Below are 17,448 nucleotides of genomic sequence, written 5' to 3'. Positions count from 1 at the left end.
ATATGACCAAGGAAGAACAGCTGAAAAACTACCTCAATTCTTCAGGAATTAATATTTTTGAGTATAGCGAGAAATATAAAAAACAATTTCATAAGGTAAATAAAGGTTTTTTGCTAAACAGTATTTCAAATTATTATCAGTACAAAGGAATTCAAGATTTTTTCATTAGCAATAATATTTCTTCTATGAAACAGAATTTTTATACCTCATCGCTATTAAGTATGAAGTCTAGAGAGCATGGAATGAATAAGAGTTTTTGCAATGAAAACTTGCCATTTAATGCATTTTTATATGCATTGCTCTCTGATGAAGAAAAATTAATTAGTTCTATAGCTAATGAAGATTTGGTTTTTAAGGACAGCCCTAATCACTATCATTACTATTTCTATGCCTTGCAATTAATAATTAGAGGGGATTATGTTGGTGTTGAAGGTTTGTCAAAAATCAAAAATCAAAAATCAAAAATCTCACATAATGGTGTTCATGTTGAAATAAATGATTTCTTTCGATTATTTTTTGAAAAAAATACTACTGAACTATCTTCTCATATAGAAAGCTTAACAAAAATAAGATTTGATGATCATCTGGATGATAAATTTTTAGCGAAATGGGCAGTGATTTGTTGTAAGCTGTGTTGGATAAAGGGATTAAATGTTTTCATTGAAAATGATCGTATCCCAATGGATTTAATGCCTGTCCTCCCCATCGCTAAATATAACGAAGTATATGATTTTCTATCTCCAGGTTGGAAGCCTCCTTTAAATAGTTTTTTTTCTAAATTATTTAGATAATTAGAGGGGGCTGCCGCAAAAACAACTCCAAAAATCAGATAGCTTCATGTCGCATCCCTGATGATAGAAGTGAGAAGTGGCCCCGGTTTTTTGAACAGTTGGCTAAGCGAGATTTCTTCCCGTAAAAACGGCCTGACAGCAGGCCGAACCTGGAGAAATCTATGACCATCAAATCAAGACGCAAGCACAGCGCTGCCTTCAAAGCCAAAGTCGCACCGTCGCTGAGCTGGCTCAGCATGAATCGACCAGCTTTCGCTAGATAACTGTCGGTTTCACGCAACTTCCTCCATTAATCTTTGAAGATGACTGCTCTGTAGTTCAAAACAGACATTTAGGGTGTGAGCCTGAAGGACTGCAACCGCTGCACAGGAGGCATATGTTGCTCGCAGTTCATGCCAGTAGCAGGATGGGGTGCTAAGAGTGATAATTTTTTCATCCAATATTCAAATATTGAAGAATGAAATTTCGAAAAACCAATACATCTTTCGAGCAGGCACAGGTTGATGAATTTGTCTTATCTTTGCTTCAAGCATTCCGAGATTGCGGCTACCCTCGCTTCCCTTTGTATATAGATATTGAAGGGTATTTGGAGCTAGAAATCAGGATGCCTCCAAGCATTCCTGAGAAGATTGTTAAAGAGCTGGGAACGACAGAGGCAGCACGTGCATTCCCTGCGATTGAAATTATCGAACTAGAACCTAAGCTTCGAAGGCGAGGTATTTTCACACAGCTTGTACAGGGAATATCAAAGATGCCAGGCATCCAAGCTGTGGTAGTTTCTAATGTTTTTAACCTCGGATTTGCACAGTATCTTGAAGCGAAGTGTCAGGTCCCTGAGTCAGGATGGACGCTTTATCACGGATATGGTGCGCCTTGCTTTGCCTACTGGAGTATTTTGGCAGATGGTACTGGAAGCGCGGCCATTGAGTGATAGGTTATTTCTTTGATATGAAAGGGACAGGCTGAAAATAACAGAGGATGGCAGCTAAATTACGGAATGATTTAAAACAGAGTAGTCTAAAACTGCAATAATATATATTATTTGTTTTTTCGTTATTCGGAACGGTTACTGTGTGCAGTGAATAGCAGACCCGCCTTATTTCGACTCAATTTATCTAACCGAGCTTGTAACTCTGATATTATTTTGTGTTGGTTTTTAACAGTAGCCTTTAGGTCTTGTACATGGTGGGCAAGCTCATAATTCTGACGAGCCCATGCTGCCATTTCATTTCGCGCCAGCTCCAGTGCTTCGCGGTATTCGCGAGCCTTGGTCCGTGCTTCCCCTAACTCTCCCTGCTTAGCTTCTAACTTTTGCTTCGACGTTGCCTCGTTGAATTTTCGGATAGCCGTAAGGATGGGTTCATGGAAACGATAAAGCGTGGAGCGATCTATACCCGCCTCGGTCGCCACTGCTGTCGCGTTGATAGCTGTGTCGCGCTTGACACGGCGCGGATTGCCATTTCTTAGGCGAGCGAACGCCAACTCTAGCTCTTGTCGGGTCTGCCGCTGCGACACTTCTTTGTGTGCCTTCAACGCTTCGGGATTGCCTGCCGTATTCACACTGCTCATGCGTCTGACCCACTGCTATGAAGTTTGTTGATTACCTGATTCGCTTTTTCCAGAATGCGGATAGCGCGGTTCTTGGCCGGGACGCCCATATCGGGTAGTTGCAGTACCATCAGTTGTTGCCCTGCAATTTCTTTCCAAACAGGAAGGTGCTCTGGACCAATCAGCGCCATATTGCAGTCGACACACATATCAGCCTCAAACAAGCACAGTCCACCGCAATTTCCCCCTTTGGCATTACCGGCGCACCAGCTATGCCCGGTGCCGTTGAGGGTGATCGTGCTGCTCAGCTCATTGATTAATTCGCCCTTATTTTTGGCAGTGCGAATTATGGGGCGCCACGTGCCCAGCCAGTCCTCACCTTTGGCCAAAGGAGCATCAGAGTCGAGATAACCAGCTAGTATCTTTGCTTGACGTTCCTGTTTAGCACGCACTACGTCATCCAGCAAACCGTTATCGATCTGGTATTCGTCGGCCGCGCCGTCAGCATACAAAATGGTCATGTCGAGACTCCAGTGCCCATAGTGTTCTTTCAGGTACAGCAGGTCCCCCAGCTCAGAGCGAGCATAGTTGTAGGCGAATGTGCGCCGGAATTGGTGAGAAGCAAGATCCCAAACGTTGCCACTTACGTCACGGATCTTGAAATTCTGACAGAAGTCCTTCAGCCATTTATTAACAGCGGCGCTGCCCGGCATCACGGCTACTGGCCCCTGCTGGCTATAGTGTGTTGCTAGAAACAACTTGTTCATGCTCCTGGATATTTCAGCCAAGCGCTTTGCATACCTCGACTCATGGGCTTCCTGCTTGCGAAGCTTCCGCTCTTCGTCACGAAGCATCGATTGGAAAGGCTTGATCATGCGTTCTGCAAGATCTACAGCACGCGCTACGATCGGCGGGACTAACCATTTGTGTGGTCGCTCGCCAGTCTTGTAGATAGTGCCATGCAACCAGATGCACTCGTAGCTGCCATCGATTCCGGATTCCTTTGTGATGCATCCGGACTCTAGAGACATCATTTCAGAGTTGCGTAAGCCAGAGAACATGTTGATGCAGATGTAGGTTGCAGTTCTAAGCAATGCCACTTCGGCATGAAGCTCTCGGAGTCCTGCATAGCCATGTGTTCTAGCTACTTCTGTACCAAAGACATGCTGATAAGCATGCCCTTTCACACCGCGCGCTGCTGCTGCCTCCATTGCCTGCTCAGCCTCTGCATGAACGGCCAAGATCGCCGGTGCTCGTTGCTCAAGGTACTCAATGGCTTTCTGAGCAAGCGGAACGAACACCGATTCGGGAATCACAGGCGTCTTCGGTACTCGATGAGCCATGCGTTGATCCATGCCGGCCAGCAGGGCTGCGCTTTCAAAGGGCCAAGGATGAGACGGCAAAAAGTCATCGATTTTTCCTGCTTGTGCATGCAACTTCTCGATTAACAGTAATCTTTTCATCACTGTACTTGTTGCGGATTTCCCATCCTTGGCAGCCACGACGTACTCAAGCGTCCTACCCTCCAACTGCGCAAACTTTGTAATGCCTTTGCTGACCATCCATCGCAGTAGGAACGCTAGGTTGGCCATCTGGGATATTAATGTTTTTAGCCCTGGGCGCTTCCCACCCTCGATGGGATCAAGATGAAGCGACCAAATAAAATCCTTGGCCGAAGTTAACAAGCTGCGATGGACTACGTCGGTTAGCGATGTGCCATCCGGTAACGCTATCCCCCAGATGATTCGCTTTTCCCCATCCTTGGCATTTTCGCGCGAGATATACGGCCAGAAATTCCAGATATCATCTTCATAATGGCTGATTACGGTCTGCGAGCCTGTTGTATCAATGCTGACCGAAACAGGGAGGCGTGCTTTTTGAGTGAAAGCTAAGCCAGATAACCGATTAACTTCAAGCATCAGCGGGATCATATTACCCTCCAGCACTCAGCCAAGCTGGGTGAGGTGTCACCTTGGCTTTGTTTTTTGCAGCCTCGACTATGTCGGCCGGAAATTGAGTCGCTATGTCGTTGTCGATGGTTTTTATGACCCAGCCGTATGTCTTGACCCAGTGATGCGGGGCGATCTTGTTTCTTTCGGCAAGCAGCTTGTTGTAGAAGCTGAACATTTTCCAGAGGTCGTCTTCGAAAACCACCATCTGCGGGCATTTGAAACAAACCATGTACTTGCCGCAAACCTCTTCTCCCTCGCGGAATGGATTCATGCAGCGAGCAACGGCGGTGTTGTATCCACCGCTCAAGAGTTCGCGTACATTCTGAAGCGGTATCTTGCCATCGGCGGCTAGTGCCGTGGCTTTAGCCTCACTGGCCGAAGTGACCCAACCCACCATCGCTTGGCCGACAAAGACATGATCCCGCTCTGCGACTGCTGGTAGCGACACATAATGACGTGCAGTGGTCTCGGCGGATGCATGACCCATCGCAAGTTGGACCTTGCGAATATCTCGTGTTAGTGCATACAGGTTCGTACCAAAGGTTGGGCGACAACGGGCGACACTGAAGAGAAGGCGCTCCCCATGGTCATCAACCAGTTCATGGCGTACAACAAAATCCGCGATGGCGTTTCGAGCATCCACCTGGGTAAAACGGTTAATCCGTCCCTGACGAGTGGACTTGGGATGACGTCCTGTATAAGGTACCCGCCACAGGAATACTAAGTCGCGATCCTCGAAGAGGGCCTCATCACTTACTGAGCGGGTGAAGTCAGCAAGCCAGCGAAAGTGGCTGCCCACGGTGGTGGGGATCGTGAGTACCTGATCTTGTTCTGCCTTCTGATTGACCTCCTGCGCTCGGTATGAGGTGACCTGTGTGGAACCGCCACGGCGCTTTTCAGTGATGAGGATTTCACGATCCTTGAGAGGATGGGGCTTTAAACTATCTCGTCGAAGCTCAAGCAGGCCTTGAAAGTTCCGACCTGTGGCCAATGCCAATACTATTAGATGCACGGCCAAAACTTGTGCCGGTGGCAATAATTCGCCGCTTTGCGGGCTGTGGATTCGCTTCAAGTCTTGATTGCAAGCCGCAATGATTCTACTCTGCTCACTTTTACTATATGACGTACGCTTCGGAACTAACCGATTGATATTGGGGAACGGCGACTTGGGAAATCGTAACTGTGTGTTGACTGAATCTGGTTCCTTTTTCATTCTATTTATCAGTACAGTCTTCAGCGCCGTATAGGCATTTTTCTTCGCGGAGAGTGACAGCGGTTGGCCTGCTGTTTTCCCCACAGTGGCGATACGTCGCTCGAGCCACGCAAGAAACTCTCTGAAAGTCGCCTCATCAATTTGGCTTAAGCGGAAGACAGCGTAGTTACTCTTCTCGAGTTCATCCAAGAATGGCCAGAAGTAAGTGGATAGCTGCTGGAAAATCCCCTGCAGGGTGATTCCAACCAGCTCATGCCGCATCGACCAAATTGCATCTCGCACATGAATCGCTAGCTCTTCGCGGCCACCTTGGCGCCAGGGGGGAAAATCGAAGCGAATTTCGCCATGATGCTGACAACGAATAGTGAAGCACCATGATGGCGGTAAATCTACGACAGTGCCCTCCAGCGTTACAGCCGTAACTTTCCGAATAACTCGTTTTTTACCAATCATGATGGCCTAGCTACGAGTTGTAGAACTTCTTCCACGTAGCCATCCACCTCGTCATGTTTTAGTAGGTCAGCCGCATGCACATAAACCTCAGTGGTAGCGATAGATGAATGTCCTAAACGGTCTCTAACCCAGTGCAATGCACTATCAGTTCCCCACTTTTCTGAAACTCGTAAAAACTCGTAGGTGCCGAAGGTGTGCCTCAAGCGATGAGGTGTGCACTTCACCCCAGATTTGGTTGATGCTCGTTGAAAGCTCACATCCAGTCCGTCCAACGATAATTCTGCGCCATCACGTGTCAGAAATAGCTTGGTTGTCTCCTTGCCATGGCGTTTGCGGTGCATGCTGACGAGTTTTGGTCGTACCCGCATCATGTAGTCAAACAGGTGCCCCACGAGGTCATATGGAACCATCACCCAGCGCTCTTTGGAACCTTTGGTTGGCGTAAGACATGGATCGAGTGTCATCTTGATGGCCTTACCTGAAGAATGTCCGGCCGGGGTTGGCAGAACCCGAACATCGAGGGCACAAGCCTCTTCACGACGTAGACCACACAACAGCATTAGGTAGGCCAAAAGTTGCGTCCGGCGAGGCGACAGTGTTTCGATAAATTGAAGGGCTTCTGGGATGCTCAGGAATTTGGGAAGTTGCGGTTGAGTTCGCAAAGTCAATTCATTAGCCTGCACGCGACTCCCGGTAGCATCAACGTGAACCAAGAACCCCTTTGACTTCGACACAAGCACTTCCTGAGTTTCGAATGGCCGCTGTTCGGTCAAACCTTGGCGAGCGCACCAAGTGTAAAACGCACAGGTGGTCGAAAGGCGCTTATTGATCGTAGAGCGGGAAAGGTCACGATCCAGCATCGAGTTGCGCCAGACAGCGATGTGTTCCTGGTTCACTTGGCTCCAGAACAATGTGTTCTCTTCGAGGAAAGAGAAAAACTCGTATAGATGGTTCGCATAGGTTCGCCAGGTGGCGGGAGCGCGAGTGCGCCCTCGCACTACCGCGATGTGGAATAGGTAGCGATTGGCGGACTCGATCAACTCTGCATCGGCGTTGGCTAGGAACGGAATCCCAGGCAAAGACACGCCATTCAGCTCGAAACTTTTATCTGTGTAGAACAAATGCACACTTATCCCTTCATCAGCATCATGATGCTAATGTGCTGCTTCCAAAAGATATCTTTCAGCAACACTTAGATGTTGGTAGAACACGAGTCCACCAGCCGCCTGTTTGAAAAGGGGTACAGCATTCAAGAGGTGGCCCAGTTCACGCTGCACACCAGCTGGGCCACGTTGAAGCGGTACACCCACCTCAGGCCAGAGAACGTCCCTGAGCGCTGAGTTACGCACGCAGGCGCCCCCAGTCGTTCTCGGCCTCGGCCTTCTTCTTATCGATGTGTTCTGCCAGTGCCTTGGCATCCACAAACCAGGGGCTACGCTGGCCGCCCAGCTTGTATGCGGGCACAGGCAGATCCTGCAGGCACGCACGCTCATTGGCCTTGCGCGGCGCGATGCCGAAAAAGTCCATGCAGCATGCTTCAAGCGGAATGTTGGTGTCTCCGAACTTAGCGAGCAGGGCGAAGTGGGTCATGCTCATAAATGGCTCCAAAAAAGAAGCCCCGCTCAATGGCGGGGCTGGATGTGTAGGTGAGGCGGATCAGTGCGCTGGGCAGCTCATTTGAGTCTGAGTTGCGGGCAACTGGGCCAGTTTCTGAGAGCAGTCACTACAAACATGACACGCATGAAAAAGGCGAGATCCTGAGGCCGGTTTTTTCTTGCTGCATTGAATGCAATCGATGGTGTTAGCGAGGTCTTGAAGTCGCATGGGGGCTCGGCCTTTCTTTGGACTGCGCATGGTTCTCCTTTGAGCTTATGCCGCGGCATTGGCGCGTTGAATGCCGCAGATGCTGGGGTTGGCTTGCAGCAACGGTGGCGTGCAGTTGTTACGCCGCTGTGACTGAGGTGTAGGGTGTGGTGGTGGCCATAGGGCACTCCAGAAAGAGAAAGGCCCGCTGTTGGGCGGGCCTGGGTTGTTGGGGCGAGATGAGCTGCGATTTGAGCTGCTTCAAAAGAAAGGCCCACAAGCGTGGGTCATAGGAGGATGTCAGCGTCTGAAATCCATCAGTGACATCACTTGCGCACTCTCGCCATTTGCGACTTTCTGACCAGCATGCGTTGCTGTCTTGTTGTGACGCAATGTCGCAAGTTCCACCACCTGTGGTGGGCTGGAGAAATAGCCTTCGCGAAGGCCGCAAAGCTGCTCGACATCGCGCGCGCTGAGGCCGATATATCGCACAACACTCTCGGTCGTCAATAAGCCTGCATTGATGAGCAACTCCATCGTGCGGCGCAGCAGGCGAGGCTTTTCAGGCTCCCACTTTTCGTCAAATGGTTCCGCCTTGGCCCCCCATCGGGCAGAGCGGCGTTTGAAGAGAGTGTCTTTCTCTTCATCGGTAATCAATTCAATTCTGTGCAGGCGCATAAGCATGGCTGCAGCAGATACGCCCCATCGTTGCTTGAGGATGAGCAGATTGTCCAGGTTGATGGGAACGCGCACGTCGTCGGCAAAGGTTTCGGCAGGTAGGAGTAGTGCGCCGGCAAAGTGGTGGGCCTGCTTTTCCATGAGTTTGTAGCGGTCACGGTCTGGCGAGGGCGGAATGTGCTTGTGCAGCACAAGGTGGCCAATTTCATGGGCCAGATCAAAGCGGCTGCGGAAGCCATTGGCCTTGTCGGCTGATAGCAGGACGATAGGTAGGCCCAGTACCGAGCTCCAGCTGGAGAGTCCTTCGATCGTGGCGATGTCGGTCTCTTCACGCACAACCAGAATGCCAGCGCTTTCTGCGGCTAGTACCAAGTCTTGTATGGGCGTGCGACCCAGTTTCCAGCGTTGGCGGCATTCCTCCGCAGCAGCTTCAATGTCTGCGTTAGTGATTTCTTCAGGGGCAAGAAAGTCGCGTTCTGGCAGGTTGAGGGCTGGGTAGTCTGCATGCAGGGCAAACAGGGCTGCTAAGTCTTGTGCCCAGTTGGCGCGCTCATTGAGCTTGGCGCGAGCTGCTTTAAGGGCGAGGGCGTTGCTGCGAAACAGGGGGGCGGAGACCGCAGGGAGTGTCGGACGGGTCAGCCACTCGGCCTCTACATTCAATGTGGATGCAAGGCGGTCAAAGGTTTCTGCTTCAGGAAACTGATCGCCTTTGCACCACTTGGTAACAGTAGATGCCGCTACGCCAACAAGGCTAGCCAGCTGGCCTTTGGTGAGGCCGCGGGCAACCAGCGCTTGTTCAAGGCGCGCTGGTTGCAGGTCGTTAATACCCTTGGTCATTTCCGGTAAGTTTCTTGGGTTGCGCCTTAAGTGTTGGCACTGCTCCGTCGTACTGGTTGTTGTTTTCGGGCAGGTCGTACAACTTAAGGAATTCGGTTAGGGGCTTGATGTAGAGCCAGGATTTCATATCTGGCGCAGGTAGTGCAATCATGACTTGTGTCAATTTTGCAACGCCTGTGGCGATGTCTAGGCCATCCATCACACCAAGAATAAAAATTGTTCCCGCAGAGACGGGCCTGTCGGCATCAAACAAATCGCCTTGGACGTAGGTGCGTTCGATGGCCGTATTGAGCTGAGCGAGCTGTTTGCGGGTTTTGCTGCCTTTAAGGTTGACCCACTTGTGGCCCGGCACGTTGAGACGGGCAATGCTGAAGATGCCGAGCTTGCCGATCACCAGCTTTGTGCCACAGAGCGGAGAAGGCTTGGCACCATGAACGGTGAGGGCCTCATGGAACGTCTCATTGGTGAAAAAGTGCCTGTTTTGTCCTGCCCCCGAAGAGCGATGAGTCCGTGCGAACAACGTTGCATGGGCGACGCACTTGTCATCTCCTGACTTGTATGCGTCATCAAGAGCCATGAGGGCATCGCGCTGGATGTTCTCTTTGATGAGCTGCTCCAGTTCAGGAGGACCGAGTTTGGACAAGGAAGGCACGTTTACACTCTTTCAATGAGTTGCGTATGTGCGGAATTTTAATGGAAAAAGTTTCGTGTTGCTGGATTTCTTGCGCGGCTAATTGTTTGTAATTCATTTTACTGTATTTTTGTACAGCTCGCAGGCATAGCTATATCAAGATTCGCAATGGTTAGCTTCAAGTCGAAAACTGTACTGGTGCCCCTGTGAGAAAGGCCTGCGGTGTGCGGGCCTGGGTTGTCATGCGACCTTGCGCTGCGGCATGGCCATTTCGGTGTAGTTCGCTTCCACGATCAGCCGCATGGGCAGCGGGCTGACGCTGTTGCCGGCCATGCGGACCTGGGCGGTTTTTGTCAGGGCCTTGCCCGTGGCCGTGCGGTCAATGACGTAGCTCTGCGGGAAGTCCTGGGCGTTGTAGAGCTCGCGCGGCACCAGCATGCGCAGCGTGATGTCCACGATTACCCAGGGCTCGCCCCTGAGCCACATGGTCACCATGGCAAGGCGGTCGCGCGTGGTGATGGTGGTCACCGGGTCGCGCAGGTCTGACCATTGGCCGCCGTTGGCGTGGTAGCGCATCAGGAAGGCGGCACAGCGCAGCGCGCCGGCCTGGTCGTCCTGGCTGAGCTGGTACTGCAGCAGGGCGTGGTGCTCGCCGCCGGCGGCCACAGTCGCCAGCGGCTCCGACAGGTCGCGCCCAGTGCTGTGGTGGCGCAGGGTTGCCAGATGGGCCACGGCCAGCTGCTGCTGGCTGCCGCTGGTGGTGACGGTGGAAACCGGCTCCTGCAGATCCCTGGCCGGCGTGGTGTTGAAGCCGCCATTGGCTTGGACCATGAAGGCCGTGGCGAGGCTCTGGCCGCCGCCGCTGGCGGTGACCGTGCCCAGCGGGCCCGTGATGTCGTTGGCGCCATGGCTCCAGCGCTTGCCGCCTCCCTTGCCCTCGCCGTGGCCGGCCTGGACCAGGCATGCAGACATCAAGCCGATGGTGGTGCCAGTTCCGGGCCGGACGGGGTGGCCGCCGGCGGTGACCGTGGGCACCGGGTCGCGCAAGTCCGATCCGGTTGAGCCGGTGTTGAACTTGGTGATGAATGCTGCACGATCTTGCTGGCTGACGATGTATGGCTCTGCTGCATCCAGCACAAACTTCTGCATGCCATGGGCAATGCGCCGCATCGTGGCCTCGGCCAGATCCTTCTTGCGGCCGAAGATGCTGGCGCCCGGGATGCTCCAGTCGATGCAGTCAGCCGCCGGGCGCCAGGCTTTGCGCTGGCCGGAGGGCTTCTTGGTGTGAGTGGGCTCGGGCCACACGATGGGCAATCCATCGCGGCGGGCCACCATATAGAGCCTGGTGCGGGTGCTGTGTGCTCCCAGGTCCGCATTGCAGATGACGCGCCACTGCACGACGTAGCCCATATCCCGCAGGCCCTGCACAAAGTGGTTCCAGTTCCGGCCCATGGCCTTTTTATCGGGCACCAGGAATTGCCGGTGGCGCGGCACACGCTCGCCAGGATCGGCCACGCGATAGACCGTCTTGCCGCTGGCATCCTGCACTTTGTCCAGCGTGATGACGCGGCCTGTGGCCGGATCGCGCTTGGCTACCAGGGGCGACCATTGCAGCATCTGCTCCACGTTCTCCAGGGTGATCACGTCGGGCTTGCGGGCTGCCCATCGGTGCACGATCCACGCAAGCGAGCGTATCTCGCGGCTACGCGGCTGGCCGCCCAGGGCCTGGCTGTGGTGGGTGCAGTCTGGCGATGCATGCAGCAGGCCGATAGGCATGCCGGCCGTGACCAGCACCGGGTCCACCTCCCAAACGTCTGCCTGATAGTGGCGCGTCTGCGGGTGATTGATTTCGTGCATGCCGATGGCGTCGGCATCGTGGTTGATGGCGATATCGACGTGGCGGCCGATGGCCTGCTCGATGCCTGTGGACGCGCCGCCGCCACCGGCAAACAGGTCTACCACCAGCTTGGCGGACAGGGCGAGGACAAACTGGGGTGTCAGCATTCAGGGCTCCAGAAAAGACAAAGCCCGCGCGGCTTGGGCCGGGCGGGCTGGGGTTATGAGGTAACCTACCTTCGTAAAAACGAAGGAGGAGTATGAATATTTCTATAAAGCGTCTGCGTTCGCCATTGATGACTTCCAATCAAGCTGCAATTGGCGGGGTATTTATTATTGGCTTTTTTATTTGTTGGTTTGTTTATGCTTATTTTTGGAGCGATATTCTTTGTGCAATTGGAGGAAAAGACAATCTATCCGGCTGGGTCCAAGCAATTGGATCAATTTTTGCAATATTAGGTGCGGCGTTATTCCCGGTAATTCATAACAAAATTGCTTCGGATAACGAATTGAGTAAAAAAGAGAAAGAAGCAATACTATATTTGCTTCGAATAAAACCAATTCTCAGAGATTTTGAAGATGATGTAAGAACATGTGGCTATAGATATGTTTTTGCTTTGGATCCTGTTGGCATGCAAGAAAATGACATTGTGAAATTGTTCTCTGAATTCAGAGAGTGGTTAAAACAATATGATAATTTCTTAGATGATTCATTGCCGGCCCAATCATTTGCAATTATTCCCGAATTGATTGGACAAAGAATATCGTATGCAATTGGGGAATTTAAATCTATACAGTTGGATGTTTCAAGATTTAGTGTGGATTTTTATGAGAAAAATAACAATAGATTTGAATCAAAGCTGAGTGAATGGAAGGATGGACTTATTTTAATAGCGGATATTCTAAGAACAGTTAATCATTTAGTTGATGAACGAGTAAATTTAGATGAGGTTTTGCCGGCCAACGAAGAGATATATAGGAATTGTTGAATAATTGGAAGTAATTTTTTTGCTCACAATGAAAATCGCCGCAGATTTTTAAGAAAAAACAGTCTCAAGGAAATCAGGACAGGCGCAAGGCCTGTGCTCATGCCCCTGTTATGCGGCCGGGGTGATCAGATAGGCCTCGCGGGCCAAGCCACGAATCCACACCGGCTCCTTGCCGCGGCCAGTCCAGGTGTCCCCGGTTTCTGGGTTGCGGTACTTGGCCGGCACGGTGCCAACGGCACGGGGTTTGCTCTTGCTGGCGCTGGGCACCAGGTCGGCGGCCGTGATGCCGTGCTCGGCGCACAGCTCGCGCACAGTGGCCAGGGCAGTAGCCCGCGCGGCGGCGCGCTCGGCTTCAATCTTCTTTTCCAGCTCGTCGCGCTGGGCCAGCAGTTCTTTGTAGGTGCTCATGGTGTTTCCTAGTGGTGGTGATTAATCGAGGTCGTCGCCTTCGGTGTCGTTGGCGTGTTTGCGCTCCAACGCAGGGGCGGGAGCCGCGGCTTGGTCTGGGCGGGCTGGGTGGGGTCGTAAACTCGGGCCATGGCCAGCATCTACGAAACAATGACGAAAGCGCTCCAGGACCACTGGAAGGCGCACAACAACGCATATCCGCAGCGCTTTGAGCTCGATGCTCAAACGAACAAAAAATTGGTGGATGACCGCAGGTTGATCATCAACACAATGAACTTCCAATTCGCGCCAGGCTGGGAAAGTGAGTTCCAGGGCTGCAAGATCGCGCTTGTCGATGACGGTAATTTCTTGGTCGACAAGGATGGAAACCGGGTGCCGCTGGCTGTCTGATCAAGGAAATAAGGACAGGCTGAAGCCTGTGCTCAGGCCTACGGATGCTTGCATTCAATCCACCAGCGCAGCAATTGCGCTGGTGTGCGGTCGTTGGTGAGCCAGCGGGCGCCCTCGGTGTGGCGCACCTGCAGGAAAACATGGCGATAAAGCCCTTCGTCCTGGCTGTTCCACAGGCCAAGGCAGTGGTGCTGTATGTGCAGCCGCTGCGGGTCGCTAAGCCAGCTGCTGCGCACTTTGAATGCCTCGGCTATTGCGGCCCAGTAGCCCGGGCATGCTGCTTCACTGCCTGGCTGCATGCTGCGCTTCCAGCAGCCGGCCGTAGGCGGTGCCGCGAGCCACTGCGATCACATCGCTGTGCGGGCGGTAGGGCTCGCGCGATGTGCCGTTGCAGATGCGGGCCGAGGTGGGGAGCTGCAGCTCAATGTGCGTTACCTTCAGGCCGGCGGGCATCACGATTTGCACTGGCGCTTTGCGGGCGGCGGTGCTGCGCGGCACTGTGGCTGGGCGGCTTTCGAGCCGGGTGAGCTTGGTCGGTGCGGGCTTTGGCTTGCTGGGCGCTGCCTTTGCGGTGGCGGTGGCAGGCTGCTGCTGGCACTGGATGCCCAGGCGCTGCAGGATTCGGTACATGTTGTTGCGCGTGGAGCCGTAGTGCTTTGCCAGCTCCGTGGGGTTCATGGTTTTGGCCATGGCCCGCAATTCATCGGCTCGTGCTGACCATAGGCTTTGGTGTGTGGTGAGGGGTCTCATGCCCAGTTTGTAGATCTCCTTCTGGATGGTCTTGGGTGCACGGTCGAAGTGCTTGCCCAGCTGCTCAAGGCTCATCGTTGGTGCCAGGCGGGTCAGCTCCTCGAGTCGATCTTGAAGGGTAGGGGTGAGGCTCTTGGCCAAAGCCTTGATCTTCAGTCTGCTCAGCATGCTGTACATGGTGTTGGGTGGTGTTCCCATGGCTTTTGCTATTTCGGTGAAGGTCATGGTTTTGGCCATTTCGCGCAGCTGATGTTCACGGCCTACGTGCAGCGGCACGAACGCTTGGGCGGGGGTGATTTGCAGGGCAGAGAGTGAATCGCGCACGCGCTTGGTGGTGCTGCCAAAGTGCATGGCAATCTGCTCGGCAGTCATGGTTTTGGCCATGATGGTCAGTTCTTTGCGGCGGCTGCGCCAGAAGTTGACAGGGAGTTTTTGGGGCTCGGAGGACATGCTGTTTCCTTTACTGGGTTCTGACGGCGTGGCTGGGCACCAGTGCCATGCTGATGACGCGGGCCTGCAACTCAGCCATGGGAGGGCGCGTGCGCAGGGTGTGGGTTCGCGCGGCTTCGAGCTCGACGATGAGTGCGGCGCCGGGCAGCAGCTCGGCTTCGTGTTGCTGCCAGAAGCGCTGGGCTGCAGGGCCTGTCCAGGTCATGCGCCATGGCTCTGCCTGATGTGGGCCTATGCGGTCGTAGGCATGCAACTGCAGTTGAAAAATGCCGCAACGCGCAGGCGCTGCGTGCGGTCGCTGGCGGCTGAGGAAAAGCATTCCGGTGTGGCGCATTGCGGGCTCCAGAAACATCAAACCCGGCGTGGTGGCCGGGCTTGTGGGGTTGCGTTTTGAAAGTAGGTCTGCAGTGAAAGAGCTGCGCGCTGTTCGCTGGCGGCTTTCTTTTCGATGGCGCGCAGGGTTTGGCTGCGGCGGCGGTCATGGCTGGCCATCGCCGTCAGCAGGCTATCCAGCGCTGCTGGTGCGCATGGGCTTGGCACCCACGGTGCGGGCGCTGGGGAAGAGGGCCATGGCCTGCTGGATGGCCTCTGCTGCACCGGTTTGGATGGCTGGGTAGCGGGTTGCGCCGTGCGAGGTAACGACAGTGACGAGGTGGGTGCGCGTGGTGGTCGGCATGGTGGGTTTCCTTTAGAGTGGCTAACACCACTTCTCCAGAGGGCCTCGCAGAGCGGTTATGCTCGCTGCCCTCATGGCACGACGACCCGTAAGCAAAGAACTGTGGCGACAGCTACAACCCCTGATCCCAGCCTTCGTGCCTTCTGCCAAAGGCGGTGCGCGCAAACGCGCAATCAGCGATGAAGCTGCCCTCAACGGCATCTTGTTCGTGCTGCAAACAGGCATTCCATGGGAAGACCTTCCCCAATCCCTGGGCTACGGCAGCGGCATGACTTGCTGGCGGCGCCTGCGCGACTGGAACGCCGCTGGTGTCTGGGAGCAGCTGCACCAAGCCATGCTGACTCGCTTGCGTGAACATGACCAAATCGATTGGAGCCGGGCCAGCATTGATGGCTCCTCGGTACCAAGCCCCCGGGGGGCCAGGAAACGGGCCCAAACCCCACGGACAGAGGCAAGCTCGGCTCCAAGCGGCACATCGTCGTAGATGCCAGAGGCATCCCGCTGGTGATCTTGGTCAGCGGCGCGAACCGGCACGACTCCAAGATGTTCGAGAAGTGTGTGGACGCGATTCCTGCGATTGCTGGCCTGCCAGGACGTCCCCGTAAAAGGCCAGCCAAGCTGCACGCCGACAAAGGCTACGACTTCAAGCGATGCCGAGCCCATCTGAGGCAGCGGGGCATCATGGGCCGAATTGCCAGACGAGGCATTGAGAGCAGCGAGCGGCTGGGCAAACACCGGTGGGTGGTGGAGAGGACGCACAGCTGGTTTGCAGGCTTTGGCAAGCTGCGAATCCGCTTTGAACGACGGCTGGATATCCACGAAGCGCTGCTGAAATTGGCGGCAGCGATCATCTGCGCGCGCTTCGTGGATCGGTGGTGTTAGCCACTCTAAGCGCCTGGTGCGCGGCTGGGGTGACCTGGGCGTTATGACCCAGGCCGTGGTCTTGGACTTCATCCACAACAAGGGGGCGGGCGCGCTGGCTACCAGCACGCTGCTGCGTAAGCTCAATGCCGGCGATGTGGCTGGGGCGTGTGCGGAGCATCCGCGCTGGAACAAAGGCACGGTCAAGGGCGTGCTGCAGGTGCTGCCCGGCCTGCAGCTGCGCGGCGATGCAAACGGCGAGATCTGCACCTGGCGCGTGGAGCTGGCAGCATGACGGGCGGCGGCAAAGCCACCCTGGCCGGTTTGGCCCTGGCCGGGGTCTTCACCGCCGGCTGGACTGCCCAGGGCTGGCGCGCGGATGCCGCGGCGGCCCGGGTGCAGGCAAAGCAGTCAAAACAGGATGCATCGCATGCCAAACAAGCGACGGATGCTATAGAAAACAAAGCGGGTGCGCTACTGCAGCACGGCCGCGATCAACAGGACAACACCCATGACTACACGCAAAAGCTCCAGGCTCTTGAGGCTGGCCGCGCTGCTGACGCTGTTCGCATTGCAGGCCTGCAGCGCGACCTACGTGCCGCCGCCACCCGCCACGCCCAAGCTGCAGGTGATGCCGCTGCCAGCAGAAATCTCGCAGATCGACACGAAAAGCTCGCAGCCCTGGTTGCAGAGGGCGGAGCAGTGGTTGCAGGACTTGCAGGCATGGTCCAGCAGCGAGATGCCGAAGTAGGGTACCTGGCCGGCCAGGCGGTGGCAGATCGCCTGCTGCTGGAGCGGCAGTAGTAGGTTTGCATTACAGCAAAGATGCGCGCTGACGCAGGAGTGTGTGCACGATCTATTGTATGAAATCGGTCTATTTATTTTGTTTTTTAGACAGTTGAATCATATGTAGTGCTGAAAATACCAAGAACCAGTGATATGCAGTCAGGTTGAATTTGGTTACATTTCGAGCTCTTTTGGGCTTGCGGCTGTTCTGAGCAGGTCTTTTTACAAAGAAAAACGGGCACTGCTTGGAGGCGATCGCGTGAACTGTATTTACCGCTCTATCTGGAATGTTGCATTGGACGCTTGGGTGGCCGCACCTGAAATTGCACGCTCTGCTGGTGCGGGCTGTGCCAGCGAAAGTAGTGCGTATGGGCAGTCTGTTCAACGCCGCACACT

At 54.1% G+C, this 17,448-nt stretch carries 21 protein-coding genes and 1 pseudogene; 9 read left to right on the top strand and 13 right to left on the bottom strand.

Annotated elements, in window-relative coordinates; translation table 11 throughout:
• Positions 1-2 precede the first annotated feature (2 nt).
• Positions 3-791, top strand: coding sequence for a hypothetical protein (locus ACA027_RS11990; RefSeq protein ID WP_370678464.1), 789 nt, complete (start codon positions 3-5; stop codon positions 789-791).
• 457 nt (positions 792-1,248) lie between these two features.
• Positions 1,249-1,722 (top strand): hypothetical protein, encoded by a 474-nt coding sequence (locus ACA027_RS11985; RefSeq protein WP_370678463.1) that lies wholly within the window; start codon positions 1,249-1,251, stop codon positions 1,720-1,722.
• A 122-nt stretch (positions 1,723-1,844) separates the two neighbouring features.
• Here the strand turns inward: ACA027_RS11985 and ACA027_RS11980 are convergent, their stop codons facing one another.
• The 4 genes from ACA027_RS11980 to ACA027_RS11965 are packed head-to-tail and all read right to left on the bottom strand — an operon-like array spanning position 1,845 to position 7,084.
• On the bottom strand, positions 1,845-2,360 hold the full coding sequence (locus tag ACA027_RS11980) for a TetR family transcriptional regulator (RefSeq protein ID WP_370678462.1): 516 nt from the start codon (positions 2,358-2,360) through the stop codon (positions 1,845-1,847).
• Positions 2,357-4,270, bottom strand: coding sequence for an integrase (locus ACA027_RS11975; protein WP_370678461.1), 1,914 nt, complete (start codon positions 4,268-4,270; stop codon positions 2,357-2,359). Before ACA027_RS11975 ends, ACA027_RS11980 begins: the two co-directional genes overlap by 4 nt.
• A 1-nt stretch (position 4,271) precedes the next feature.
• The gene (locus tag ACA027_RS11970; protein ID WP_370678460.1) at positions 4,272-5,957 is read right to left on the bottom strand and encodes an integrase; all 1,686 of its coding nucleotides are present in this window, start codon (positions 5,955-5,957) and stop codon (positions 4,272-4,274) included.
• Positions 5,954-7,084, bottom strand: a complete 1,131-nt coding sequence (locus ACA027_RS11965; protein ID WP_370678459.1) for a tyrosine-type recombinase/integrase — start codon at positions 7,082-7,084, stop codon at positions 5,954-5,956. The genes ACA027_RS11970 and ACA027_RS11965 overlap by 4 nt, the downstream gene beginning before the upstream one ends.
• 69 nt (positions 7,085-7,153) lie before the next feature.
• On the opposite strand from ACA027_RS11965, the gene ACA027_RS11960 reads away from it, so the two are divergent.
• Entirely contained in the window at positions 7,154-7,297 is a 144-nt protein-coding gene (locus ACA027_RS11960) for a hypothetical protein (RefSeq protein ID WP_370678458.1), read from the top strand.
• 1 nt (position 7,298) lies between these two features.
• Here the strand turns inward: ACA027_RS11960 and ACA027_RS11955 are convergent, their stop codons facing one another.
• The 4 genes from ACA027_RS11955 to ACA027_RS11940 all read right to left on the bottom strand — a co-directional run bounded on the left by ACA027_RS11955 (position 7,299) and on the right by ACA027_RS11940 (position 11,910).
• Positions 7,299-7,553 (bottom strand): pyocin activator PrtN family protein, encoded by a 255-nt coding sequence (locus ACA027_RS11955; RefSeq protein WP_370678457.1) that lies wholly within the window; start codon positions 7,551-7,553, stop codon positions 7,299-7,301.
• 507 nt (positions 7,554-8,060) lie between these two features.
• Positions 8,061-9,275 (bottom strand): XRE family transcriptional regulator, encoded by a 1,215-nt coding sequence (locus ACA027_RS11950; RefSeq protein ID WP_370678456.1) that lies wholly within the window; start codon positions 9,273-9,275, stop codon positions 8,061-8,063.
• Positions 9,259-9,927: a hypothetical protein gene (locus ACA027_RS11945; RefSeq protein ID WP_370678455.1), complete on the bottom strand. Its 669-nt coding sequence runs from the start codon at positions 9,925-9,927 to the stop codon at positions 9,259-9,261. The genes ACA027_RS11950 and ACA027_RS11945 overlap by 17 nt, the downstream gene beginning before the upstream one ends.
• A gap of 219 nt (positions 9,928-10,146) precedes the next feature.
• Positions 10,147-11,910, bottom strand: coding sequence for a DNA cytosine methyltransferase (locus tag ACA027_RS11940; protein ID WP_370678454.1), 1,764 nt, complete (start codon positions 11,908-11,910; stop codon positions 10,147-10,149).
• 92 nt (positions 11,911-12,002) lie between these two features.
• Between ACA027_RS11940 and ACA027_RS11935 the strand changes: the two genes are divergently transcribed.
• Positions 12,003-12,731, top strand: a complete 729-nt coding sequence (locus tag ACA027_RS11935; protein ID WP_370678453.1) for a hypothetical protein — start codon at positions 12,003-12,005, stop codon at positions 12,729-12,731.
• Positions 12,732-12,839: 108 nt separating this feature from the next.
• On the opposite strand, the gene ACA027_RS11930 is transcribed toward ACA027_RS11935, so the two are convergent.
• Positions 12,840-13,139, bottom strand: coding sequence for an H-NS family nucleoid-associated regulatory protein (locus ACA027_RS11930; protein ID WP_370678452.1), 300 nt, complete (start codon positions 13,137-13,139; stop codon positions 12,840-12,842).
• A gap of 129 nt (positions 13,140-13,268) precedes the next feature.
• Between ACA027_RS11930 and ACA027_RS11925 the strand changes: the two genes are divergently transcribed.
• On the top strand, positions 13,269-13,529 hold the full coding sequence (locus ACA027_RS11925) for a hypothetical protein (RefSeq protein ID WP_370678451.1): 261 nt from the start codon (positions 13,269-13,271) through the stop codon (positions 13,527-13,529).
• Positions 13,530-13,567: 38 nt separating this feature from the next.
• Here the strand turns inward: ACA027_RS11925 and ACA027_RS11920 are convergent, their stop codons facing one another.
• From ACA027_RS11920 to ACA027_RS11905, 4 genes are all read right to left on the bottom strand, one after another.
• Positions 13,568-13,828: a hypothetical protein gene (locus ACA027_RS11920; RefSeq protein ID WP_370678450.1), complete on the bottom strand. Its 261-nt coding sequence runs from the start codon at positions 13,826-13,828 to the stop codon at positions 13,568-13,570.
• The gene (locus ACA027_RS11915) at positions 13,812-14,729 is read right to left on the bottom strand and encodes a hypothetical protein (RefSeq protein WP_370678449.1); all 918 of its coding nucleotides are present in this window, start codon (positions 14,727-14,729) and stop codon (positions 13,812-13,814) included. The genes ACA027_RS11920 and ACA027_RS11915 overlap by 17 nt, the downstream gene beginning before the upstream one ends.
• 10 nt (positions 14,730-14,739) lie before the next feature.
• Positions 14,740-15,063, bottom strand: coding sequence for a hypothetical protein (locus tag ACA027_RS11910; RefSeq protein ID WP_370678448.1), 324 nt, complete (start codon positions 15,061-15,063; stop codon positions 14,740-14,742).
• Positions 15,064-15,234: 171 nt separating this feature from the next.
• Positions 15,235-15,405: a hypothetical protein gene (locus ACA027_RS11905; protein ID WP_370678447.1), complete on the bottom strand. Its 171-nt coding sequence runs from the start codon at positions 15,403-15,405 to the stop codon at positions 15,235-15,237.
• A gap of 73 nt (positions 15,406-15,478) precedes the next feature.
• Here ACA027_RS11905 and ACA027_RS11900 point away from each other — a divergent pair.
• From ACA027_RS11900 to ACA027_RS11885, 4 genes and pseudogenes are all read left to right on the top strand, one after another.
• A protein-coding gene (locus ACA027_RS11900) for an IS5 family transposase (protein ID WP_370678446.1) occupies positions 15,479-16,287 on the top strand; the annotation gives its coding sequence in 2 pieces (ribosomal slippage) (positions 15,479-15,809 and positions 15,809-16,287; 810 coding nt in all).
• 43 nt (positions 16,288-16,330) lie between these two features.
• Complete coding sequence (locus ACA027_RS11895; protein WP_370678445.1) at positions 16,331-16,561, top strand: glycoside hydrolase family protein; 231 nt, start codon at positions 16,331-16,333, stop codon at positions 16,559-16,561.
• Positions 16,558-17,070 carry a hypothetical protein gene (locus tag ACA027_RS11890; RefSeq protein ID WP_370678444.1) on the top strand — a complete coding sequence of 171 codons (513 nt, stop codon included), beginning with the start codon at positions 16,558-16,560 and terminating at the stop codon, positions 17,068-17,070. Before ACA027_RS11895 ends, ACA027_RS11890 begins: the two co-directional genes overlap by 4 nt.
• Before the next feature lie 130 nt (positions 17,071-17,200).
• Positions 17,201-17,383, top strand: a pseudogene (locus tag ACA027_RS11885) (ESPR-type extended signal peptide-containing protein); the annotation flags it as partial.
• Between the last annotated feature and the right edge of the window lie 65 nt (positions 17,384-17,448).

The organism is Comamonas sp. GB3 AK4-5, assembly GCF_041320665.1.
GTDB lineage: Bacteria > Pseudomonadota > Gammaproteobacteria > Burkholderiales > Burkholderiaceae_C > Comamonas.
This window is presented reverse-complemented; position numbering and strand designations above follow the sequence as displayed.

Bases quoted from the DNA above. Each gene is read 5' to 3' on its own strand.
- ACA027_RS11980 (WP_370678462.1), bottom strand. From the start codon at position 2,360: ATGAGCAGTGTGAATACGGCAGGCAATCCCGAAGCGTTGAAGGCACAC.
- ACA027_RS11990 (WP_370678464.1), top strand. From the start codon at position 3: ATGACCAAGGAAGAACAGCTGAAAAACTACCTCAATTCTTCAGGAATT.
- ACA027_RS11970 (WP_370678460.1), bottom strand. From the start codon at position 5,957: ATGATTGGTAAAAAACGAGTTATTCGGAAAGTTACGGCTGTAACGCTG.
- ACA027_RS11890 (WP_370678444.1), top strand. From the start codon at position 16,558: ATGACGGGCGGCGGCAAAGCCACCCTGGCCGGTTTGGCCCTGGCCGGG.
- ACA027_RS11910 (WP_370678448.1), bottom strand. From the start codon at position 15,063: ATGCGCCACACCGGAATGCTTTTCCTCAGCCGCCAGCGACCGCACGCA.
- ACA027_RS11930 (WP_370678452.1), bottom strand. From the start codon at position 13,139: ATGAGCACCTACAAAGAACTGCTGGCCCAGCGCGACGAGCTGGAAAAG.
- ACA027_RS11935 (WP_370678453.1), top strand. From the start codon at position 12,003: ATGAATATTTCTATAAAGCGTCTGCGTTCGCCATTGATGACTTCCAAT.
- ACA027_RS11955 (WP_370678457.1), bottom strand. From the start codon at position 7,553: ATGAGCATGACCCACTTCGCCCTGCTCGCTAAGTTCGGAGACACCAAC.
- ACA027_RS11940 (WP_370678454.1), bottom strand. From the start codon at position 11,910: ATGCTGACACCCCAGTTTGTCCTCGCCCTGTCCGCCAAGCTGGTGGTA.
- ACA027_RS11960 (WP_370678458.1), top strand. From the start codon at position 7,154: ATGTTGGTAGAACACGAGTCCACCAGCCGCCTGTTTGAAAAGGGGTAC.
- ACA027_RS11915 (WP_370678449.1), bottom strand. From the start codon at position 14,729: ATGTCCTCCGAGCCCCAAAAACTCCCTGTCAACTTCTGGCGCAGCCGC.
- ACA027_RS11975 (WP_370678461.1), bottom strand. From the start codon at position 4,270: ATGATCCCGCTGATGCTTGAAGTTAATCGGTTATCTGGCTTAGCTTTC.
- ACA027_RS11985 (WP_370678463.1), top strand. From the start codon at position 1,249: ATGAAATTTCGAAAAACCAATACATCTTTCGAGCAGGCACAGGTTGAT.
- ACA027_RS11905 (WP_370678447.1), bottom strand. From the start codon at position 15,405: ATGCCGACCACCACGCGCACCCACCTCGTCACTGTCGTTACCTCGCAC.
- ACA027_RS11920 (WP_370678450.1), bottom strand. From the start codon at position 13,828: ATGCAGCCAGGCAGTGAAGCAGCATGCCCGGGCTACTGGGCCGCAATA.
- ACA027_RS11895 (WP_370678445.1), top strand. From the start codon at position 16,331: ATGACCCAGGCCGTGGTCTTGGACTTCATCCACAACAAGGGGGCGGGC.
- ACA027_RS11950 (WP_370678456.1), bottom strand. From the start codon at position 9,275: ATGACCAAGGGTATTAACGACCTGCAACCAGCGCGCCTTGAACAAGCG.
- ACA027_RS11925 (WP_370678451.1), top strand. From the start codon at position 13,269: ATGGCCAGCATCTACGAAACAATGACGAAAGCGCTCCAGGACCACTGG.